The sequence below is a fragment of the Dermacoccus sp. NHGro5 genome, from assembly GCF_017565385.1.
Classification (GTDB): Bacteria; Actinomycetota; Actinomycetes; order Actinomycetales; family Dermatophilaceae; genus Dermacoccus; species Dermacoccus nishinomiyaensis.
Genome location: NZ_JAGEKQ010000020.1, coordinates 20057 through 27844, shown reverse-complemented (window position 1 = coordinate 27844; position 7788 = coordinate 20057). Strand labels below are relative to the sequence as shown.

At 66.6% G+C, this 7788-nt stretch carries 6 protein-coding genes; 2 read left to right on the top strand and 4 right to left on the bottom strand.

Annotation, left to right across the window (positions count from 1 at the left end):
• Positions 1-93: 93 nt before the first annotated feature.
• From J4Z35_RS09895 to J4Z35_RS09880, 4 genes are all read right to left on the bottom strand, one after another.
• Positions 94-2061 carry a hypothetical protein gene (locus tag J4Z35_RS09895; RefSeq protein WP_208065560.1) on the bottom strand — a complete coding sequence of 656 codons (1968 nt, stop codon included), beginning with the start codon at positions 2059-2061 and terminating at the stop codon, positions 94-96.
• A 190-nt stretch (positions 2062-2251) separates the two neighbouring features.
• On the bottom strand, positions 2252-2416 hold the full coding sequence (locus J4Z35_RS09890; RefSeq protein WP_167539876.1) for a hypothetical protein: 165 nt from the start codon (positions 2414-2416) through the stop codon (positions 2252-2254).
• A gap of 186 nt (positions 2417-2602) precedes the next feature.
• Entirely contained in the window at positions 2603-3826 is a 1224-nt protein-coding gene (locus J4Z35_RS09885; RefSeq protein ID WP_208065559.1) for a helix-turn-helix transcriptional regulator, read from the bottom strand.
• A gap of 298 nt (positions 3827-4124) precedes the next feature.
• Complete coding sequence (locus tag J4Z35_RS09880) at positions 4125-4469, bottom strand: hypothetical protein (RefSeq protein WP_150112864.1); 345 nt, start codon at positions 4467-4469, stop codon at positions 4125-4127.
• Between the two features lie 878 nt (positions 4470-5347).
• On the opposite strand from J4Z35_RS09880, the gene J4Z35_RS09875 reads away from it, so the two are divergent.
• On the top strand, positions 5348-6586 hold the full coding sequence (locus J4Z35_RS09875) for a MinD/ParA family protein (protein ID WP_208065558.1): 1239 nt from the start codon (positions 5348-5350) through the stop codon (positions 6584-6586).
• A complete protein-coding gene (locus J4Z35_RS09870) occupies positions 6583-7629 on the top strand; it encodes an NlpC/P60 family protein (protein ID WP_208065557.1) in 1047 nt (348 codons plus the stop codon). The genes J4Z35_RS09875 and J4Z35_RS09870 overlap by 4 nt, the downstream gene beginning before the upstream one ends.
• Positions 7630-7788 lie beyond the last annotated feature (159 nt).

Here is a 7788-nt window from a genome sequence, read left to right as displayed (position 1 = left end):
CAATCGAAGTTGACAGAGCCACCCCTGTCTATCTGTGTCTCGTGTAATGCACGTCTTGCACGATTGTGGGCCACGCGGGCCGCTGAGGTTGGCTCAGCGAGGCTCATCCACCAAGGTGGGGTAGCCGTAGCGCCAGCGGTGCTCCTCCCAACTCGTCGCGTACGCCTGACGCAGGGGCTGCGCCAGATTCGCGAACCACACCCGCCGCTCCTCGCGGCGGCGCTCGAACTCCCGTCGGTCCTGTGCGTTCAGCCATGCCGCGTGCCGCTGCGCCAGCTCGACACCACGGCGCAGGTTACGTTCCTCCCACACACGCTTGCGCTGCTGTTGACGCCACACGCTCAGACTCGAGAACTCCCCACTCAACCGCTGCACCCGCAACGTGCGTTCACCCACGTCCAGACCTGCCCACCAGCGCTGCGCACGCTCCTGACACGCAGCGATCGACGCACGCCGCGCCAGCACCCACGCCGACGCCCGCTCACGAAACACCAGACGCTCCAACGCAATCCGCTCACGCACCACCTGCTGCTCGACAGATGCCGCCTCGAGAGTGGGCAGAGTCTGGGGGCGCGTCCACTCACCCGACGCCGACACCTGCGCCAGCCCGTGGGCCTGCAAGTGCGCCAGATGCCGCAGCACCTGCCGTCGCGTCCACCCCGACACCTCACCCGGCGCCGGGCACAGCTGCGCTTTCAGCGCTGCGTCCTCGACCGACAGGCCCACCCTCGAGTCCAGGGACGCCAGCACCAGCCATGCAGCAGGGGGGAGTTCGCCGGGGAGGGTGGGGGCCAAGGGGATGTGAAGGCTAGGTGGGGCAATATCCCTCACTACCCCCGACGCGGCCGGAATCTCAAACTCGAACGAGCTCGTCGCGCGCTGCGCGAAGTCGTAAGAATCGGTGTGCAGGGTGCCGAGCACGCCGTGCAGGCGCCGCAACACCGCGCGGATTGTCGTGCGCGAGCGGATGCCGGTGTCGAGCACGAGGTCGCGTTCGGGGCATGGCACCCGCAGGCTGCTTTCACGTTCCATCCGGTGCAGCAGCACCGTCGCGACGGCCAGCACGCTGACGCGTTCACGCATCTCGAGCGTCCACGCGAGGGATCGCAGCCGGTCGCGTGCTTCCTGCGTCGCATGCAGGATCGGTCCTTCCACGCGCGGTACGGGCGCGAAGTCGTCGTCGCTCTTGACCGCGATGTTCCACACCGCGCGCACCCAGCGCTGCCAGGAGGTACGTGAGCGGGTCATCGCGTCCGGGTGAGCGGTCTCGATCGCGTGCCACGCTTCCTCATGGCTCATGCCCGCACGGACCATCGCGGCCGTGCACATCAGCTCGTACGTGCTGCGGGAGGTGTCAGTCGTGGGGGAGTGCGCCTTCGACCAGGCGGGCTTGCGACCCGTCGCCAAGTACGTCTGCCACCCCGGCGGCAACGCACGGCGCGCGTACGTGCGCCGCGGCGTGCGCGGTGCCGCCGGCGTCCACGCACGCTTCTTCTTCCCCCGTGCCGATCCCGTGTGTGATGCCTCGGCCGCTGCGACACCGTGGGAGGTGAGTCCAATGGACTCACCCACGCTCGCTAAGCCCGTCAGGGCTTCATCCGCGCGGTACGGCGGCACCCAGCCGCCCAGACGGTGCGGCGCGCTCAACGGGCGCAGCGCCGAGCGCAGGTCGATCATCGTGGCCGACGCCCGCCACGACGCGCGCAGCTGCGCGATGAGTTCCTCGAGGCCGTCACGGCAGGTCGCGGCGCGGATGATGACGTGGTGGCGTCCCGGCGCGCCACCAGAAGGACGCACCACATGCCACACGCCTACGCGGTCGCACCATGAAGCGATCGCGTCAGTGATCGCTTCACCCGGCACGCCCGCCACGTCGACGTCGACGGCCGCGAAGTCGGCGCGCAGCCTGCCCACGATCGACGCGACGGCGCCGCCTTGAGCGATCAGGTCGTGGCCCTGCTCGAGGGAAGCCACCGGTACACCAGGAACGCGGCGGTTCGTGGCGTCCAGCGCGAAGAAGACGCCCGGCTCGAACAGCCACTCGTCCAATCGGCGACACACATCACGCGCGTCCTCTTGGCACGCTTGCGCGTGCGCTGCTATCTTGGGTAGCACAAAGCCACCTCTCCTCCTTGCTGGGTCGGAGACGAATACGAGAGCTTCAGCTGCGAAACTTTGCTCTCAGTTGCTTCACCACGAGCCGCCCTTGCCGGGGCGGCTTTCGTGGTCTCCGGGGCACTGCCCCGAGCGTTTATGCGGTCATGCGCTCCTCGAAGAGGGGGGAATCGGAGGTCGGTGCGAGACGCGGGCGTCGACCGTCAGGAAGCGGCTTGGGCGGCGTGTCGAGCTCCAGCGCCTTCCACGTCAAGTAGTCCTGCAGCGTCATGCCGAGCGATGCTGCCTTGTCACGCAGCACCTGGCGGTCACCCGGGGTGACTCGAAAGGCGACCTGCACGGAGCGTTCGGGCGAGCGATGGATTGACGACGGGACGGACATATCAACTCCCTTCCTAGAGGCCAACCGTAGAGCCTCGCGGAGGGAAAACTGGTTATCGTGCACCCGCGCGGCGTGTCGCTCCTTTAGTACGCACTATACACCGGCTCAGACAGTCGGCTGTAGTGCCGTCCACTGCTCGAAGGCTCTCTGCGCCTCCCGCAACGAGCCGGCTTCGGTGAAAAACTTGGCCGCGCTCAAGGCTGCCGCCGAGGCCTCGGCAAGGTCGCCGTCCGCAGCAGCGACCTCGGACAGCTCCAACCGCAGGTGGCCCCGGGAGGCGACCCCGACCTCAAGAGATTCCAGAGCCTCAAGTAGCACCCTTCGCGCGGACTCTCTGTCCTTGATGGCGACGAGGTAGCGAGCCTCCGAGGCCGCAAGACCCGCCATTTCTTCGTCACTTGCACTCAGAGCAACCCGGACGCGCGCCTCCTCGAGGAGGTCAGCCACTCCATCGAGCACGCCCACGTTGACGCGAACTTGAGCTGCCACGGCAGGCCATTTCACCCATGACCGGAACTGTCCCGCAGGCGTGAGGTGCCGGCTGGCTTCGTCTTGCCAACGCAGCCCTTCGTCAATGTCCTCGTCAGCGAAGGCCACGTTGGCCAGAACCCAGGCGGTCCGGCCTTTCATCGATCCGACGTCCAGCGTCGGGTAGATAGTGCGCAGCATGGTGGCCCACTCGGCCACTTGGGCGCCGCCAGCTGCGATCGCGGCGCACAGCGCGTCCGCCCGGTGCTCCCGTGACACCCCGTCACGCATGCTGGCTATGACCGCTGCCGCCCCATGGCTTCGTGCGGCCGCCTCGTTCCCCTTCAGCCGCTCGAGTGAAGCGCACTTCGTCTCAGCGACGGCCGTCAGGGTGCTGTCATTCGTCCTACGCGCCATCTCGAGTAACTCGACCGCGTGCTGCGACGCTGCGTCAATCGCGCCAGCGTCCATCTCGCTTTCGACCCGCATCCGGCAGGCCAGCCACACCAGATCACGCTGCCCCTGCAGTCTCGCGTCCTCGATGATGGCATTCAACTGTGGAACCAGGTCCACGGTAGAGCCGGACTCTCTTAGTAGGACGGCCTGCTCGAAGTTGGCGAGAAGCGTGGCCTTCAGCTGGCGCTTCCTGCCGTTGGGGGACCACTCCTCTGGCGCACCCAATGTGCCCGGCTCCAAGCCCAGCGACTCTTCCAGCCGCTCCACCAATTCCGGGTTCGGCGCACGGCGCCCCTTCTCCAGATGGGCGATATAGGTGTTGCTGACATCTGCCGCAGCCCCCAACTCAGCCTGAGTCTGACCGGCACTCTGCCGTGCGACACGAAGACGCTTACCGAACGACATAATCCCCATCTCACGTTATTGACGCTTGACTGCACGCTACTTTAGTACGCAACCTGTGTAAGCTGCTCAAGCCGCGCCATAATCACGAAAAGCGTTGCCGCCGAAGGGATCTGGGAGTAGCGATCAGCGTCCAACCCGCCCTTGTCTAACTGACGGTCTCATAGTCCGGTCAAACAGACGCACACCAGGAGGCACAGCACCCTACGTTCGAGACATGGACACCGAAGACCTCGCCCAGGCCATCGCGCGATGGGCTTTCCACCAGGGCCCAGAACAGGCCGATGAGGCCATCGAGGAGCTACGCCTGCGATTTCTGCTGAAGGAGACGAGAAGCCAAACTCAGCACCGCAGCAAGCTCTTCCGGGTCGCGTCGTGACAACTCGTCGAGCTCATCGGCGAGCCCAGGCGGCAACTCACGCGGGGTCATAACGACTCGCGCCACGCGCTCATCGCTCCAAAACTGGAGCGGCACGTCGAAGACCTGACTAAAGCCCGCCAGGACGGGGAACGAGGTATTTTCTCGAGTCCCGCGTCGCAAAGAGCTGACGAAGGCGACCGACACCTTGATACCTCGCTTGGTCAGCGCAACCGACAGCGACGCATCCGTCCAGGGATCACCATCCGGGTCCAGGCGGTGACTCATGCACCACGCCAGCTTGGCACTCAGGCCAGGCACGCGCCTACCCCCGTCACTCTGCCGGCTTTCCTCCATGAGGAGTGAGTCTAGGCGACAGGCCCACCCGAAGCCCCATGCCCCATAACAGTGCGGGTCACGCACGATCCGCTCGCCCTCGCTCTGACGTCACCGCTGCCCGCACCACAAAGCGCTCCAGCGGCTCATCGAGCAGGGCACTACAAGCCACGAGAGTCGACAACCGTGGGTTTGCGCGACTGCCACTGAGCAGAGTTTGAATCGCTGATGGCGATAGCGAGTAGCCAAGACCGCGCAGCTGCGCCGCTGCCGCGCGCGGCGTGTAGGGCGAGCCTGTCGCCGGATTCACGCAGGCCAGCCAAAGAGCCTTGAACCGGGCAGTGAACGCCTCTTCGCTAAACGCAACGACGCCCCTCCCGCCGCTCGAATTTTTCATGACGCCTTCTATACTTAAGTAATTACCGTGTTGTGTACTATAGTAGACACGACAGACAGTGAGGAGGTGTTGTGACCGATGGCTGCTACGACCACCGCGAGCAATCGCCCTGGGCCCGACGCCCCGGAATCCGACGGCCCTGTGCCGGAGTGGCCCGGCTGCTGGCCGCCTCTACGCGGAAGTGACCGCGCCCAGTGGGCGCTCCGCGCCCGTCGATGTGCGGATCGCTCACGACACCCAGCACCGCATGGTCGCAGTGGTCTTCCCCTCGCAGGCAGCAGACCTGCCCCCCGCCTTGGTACCTGCACCGCTTCACGCGTGCCCGTCGTTTCCCCCCTCAGGCAGCAGTGGTGCAGGCATCAAGAACAGGTGGGGGTGGTGGCCAAGACCGCCACCCCCACCCCACCCACCACACTTTCGGAGGCCGATTCTGATGACTGAAAGTCCCTTCCGAGCAAAGTCGGACAGCGCCCCGTTCAACGGTGCGACGCGTCTACCGGCCAAGCACGACGAGGAGTTGTCGCACCCCACCGCCGAAGCGCTCCCGCTGGAGCAGACGGAGGCCACCCAGACGCCAGCGCCCGCTCCCGTACACCACTCTGCGCCGGCGGAGGCCACCCAGACGCCAGCGCCCGCACCCGTACACCACTCTGCGCCGGCGGAGGCCACCCGGGAAACGACCGGGCTGCGCAGCGACTACCCCGATTTCCTCGAGCAGTTCGCCGACTGGGACGCTCCTGACGAGCACAAGGCTGGTGCCCTTGAAGCGGGTGCGCCCGTGACGCCGCAGTTGCTGCGTCCCCGTCCGCTAGAACCGACCTCGGGTCCGCGACGGTGGGTGCATGCCATGACGGGGGGACTGATCAACCTCGGCCCTTCCGCCGCGCAGCTGCGTGAGCAGGAACGCATGGCGCGCATCCAGCGGCCCTTGCGCGGCGCACACGTCACGACGTACCTGTGCCTCAAAGGCGGCATCACGAAGACGACAACGTGCATCGGAACCGCGCTGACGGCCGCGCAGTACCGCCCCGAAGCGGTCGTCGCGGGTGACTTCAACCCCGACGCCGGTGACCTCGCCGAACGCGTGACCGGCCGCGAAGGACTGGCCGGGGTGAACCAGCTTGCCCAGCACGTCGATTCAGTCACGAGCATCGGCGACCTGTCCCGCTACCTCTACTCCGAAGGCCGACTCACCGTGTTGCCGGGTGAGCCGGACCCGAAGCTGGGCGAGTCGCTCACCTCGGCACAGTTCAACGCTGTGATCGAGATCCTGTCGAGCTACTACTCCTCGATCCACGTCGACGCCGGAACGGGCATCACGCACCCGATCATGCCGGGCATCCTGGCTCGCACCGACACCCTCGTCGTGCCCGCCGCGTACAGCATCACCGGCGCCAAGCGCGCCTACGAGACGCTCGCGTGGCTCCGCTCCAACGGATTCGGCCGACTGGCTTCCAGCGCCATCGTGGCCCTGACCGAACGCGACCTCGTCAGCCGCGAGGTCGACAAGAACGCGGTCTTGGCGATGTTCGAGGGCATCCCTGTCGTCAAGGTCCCGGCAGATCGCCATCTCGCTGACGGCGCACAGGTGCACCTGGAGCAGATGCAGCCGCGTACGCGCGAAGCGTTCGCAGAGATCGCTGCACTCATCGCGGATCGGTACCCGGCATGAGCAGCGCCCGCCCCCGCCGCCCGCTGGCGTCCGTCCTCGCGGGTGTTGCCGCCGTGAGTTTCGGCGTCAGCGCATGTGAGGTGCCCGGTAGCGGCGCCGATGGTGGCGGCGGCGGGATCGGCGGCAACATCAAGGCCGGGTCGGTGCCCGCGCAGTTCGTCCCGTGGATCGTCAAAGCTGCGGGGTTGTGCCCGCAGATGAGCGCGCCGCTGTTGGCCGCGCAGTTGTTCCAGGAATCTGGGTTCAACCCAAACGCGACCAGTCCGGTCGGCGCGCAGGGCATCGCGCAGTTCATGCCCAGCACCTGGCCCGGATATGGCGCGGATGCGGACGGTAACGGCAAGAACTCCCCGTGGGATCCGCCCGACGCGATCATGGCGCAGGGCAAGTACATGTGCGAACTGGCCGGGCAGGCGTCGGCGGCGTTGGCTGCGCACAAGGTCAGCGGAGACGTCACCACGCTGGCGCTGGCCGGGTACAACGCCGGCTGGGGCGCGGTCGTGCAATACCACGGCGTCCCACCGTTCACACAGACCCAGCAGTACGTGCAGCTCATCCCCAAGATGGCGACGACGAAGTTCGGGGGAGTGGCCACCGGTTCTGGTGGCGTGCCGGTTGATGCGAGCGTCTCGGGTAAGGCCAAGACCATCCTCGAGGTCGCCAATCGGGCCGTGGGCCTGCCGTACGTGTGGGGTGGGGGAAGCCTGACCAGCCCAACAGGGCGCGACCGGATCGACGGGCGCGGACCCGGTTATGACTGCTCCGGTCTGACGCGGATGGCGACGTACGTCGGCACCGGTGGCAAGGTCACCCTGCCACGCACCGCCGCTCAGCAGCAGGCCTACACCGCACGCTGGGCCGTACAAGGCGGGATGAGCGCGTGGAAGCCCGGCGATCTGCTGTTTTGGCACTACCCCGCCACACACGTGGCCATGTACTGGGGCGGCGGAAAGATCATCGAGGCCCCCACAGACACCCAAGACGTCCACATCACCAAGCTGTGGGGCAACCCCACCGCTGCGCGCCCGCCCTGGGTTCAGTGAGCAAAGGAATCCCGTGATGAACACACCGAAGTTCGTAACTCTCACCGCCGCCACCGTTATCGGTGTGCTCACGATGAGCGGATGCTCCGCCGGTGACCATGCTGCGCCCGCATCGTCGTCCGCGTCCTCGCCGACGACAAGCACGTCGCAGGCTCCATT

Coding starts and splice junctions, on each gene's coding strand:
- J4Z35_RS09880 (WP_150112864.1), bottom strand. CDS start 4,469: ATGAGTCACCGCCTGGACCCGGATGGTGATCCCTGGACGGATGCGTCG.
- J4Z35_RS09875 (WP_208065558.1), top strand. CDS start 5,348: ATGACTGAAAGTCCCTTCCGAGCAAAGTCGGACAGCGCCCCGTTCAAC.
- J4Z35_RS09870 (WP_208065557.1), top strand. CDS start 6,583: ATGAGCAGCGCCCGCCCCCGCCGCCCGCTGGCGTCCGTCCTCGCGGGT.
- J4Z35_RS09885 (WP_208065559.1), bottom strand. CDS start 3,826: ATGTCGTTCGGTAAGCGTCTTCGTGTCGCACGGCAGAGTGCCGGTCAG.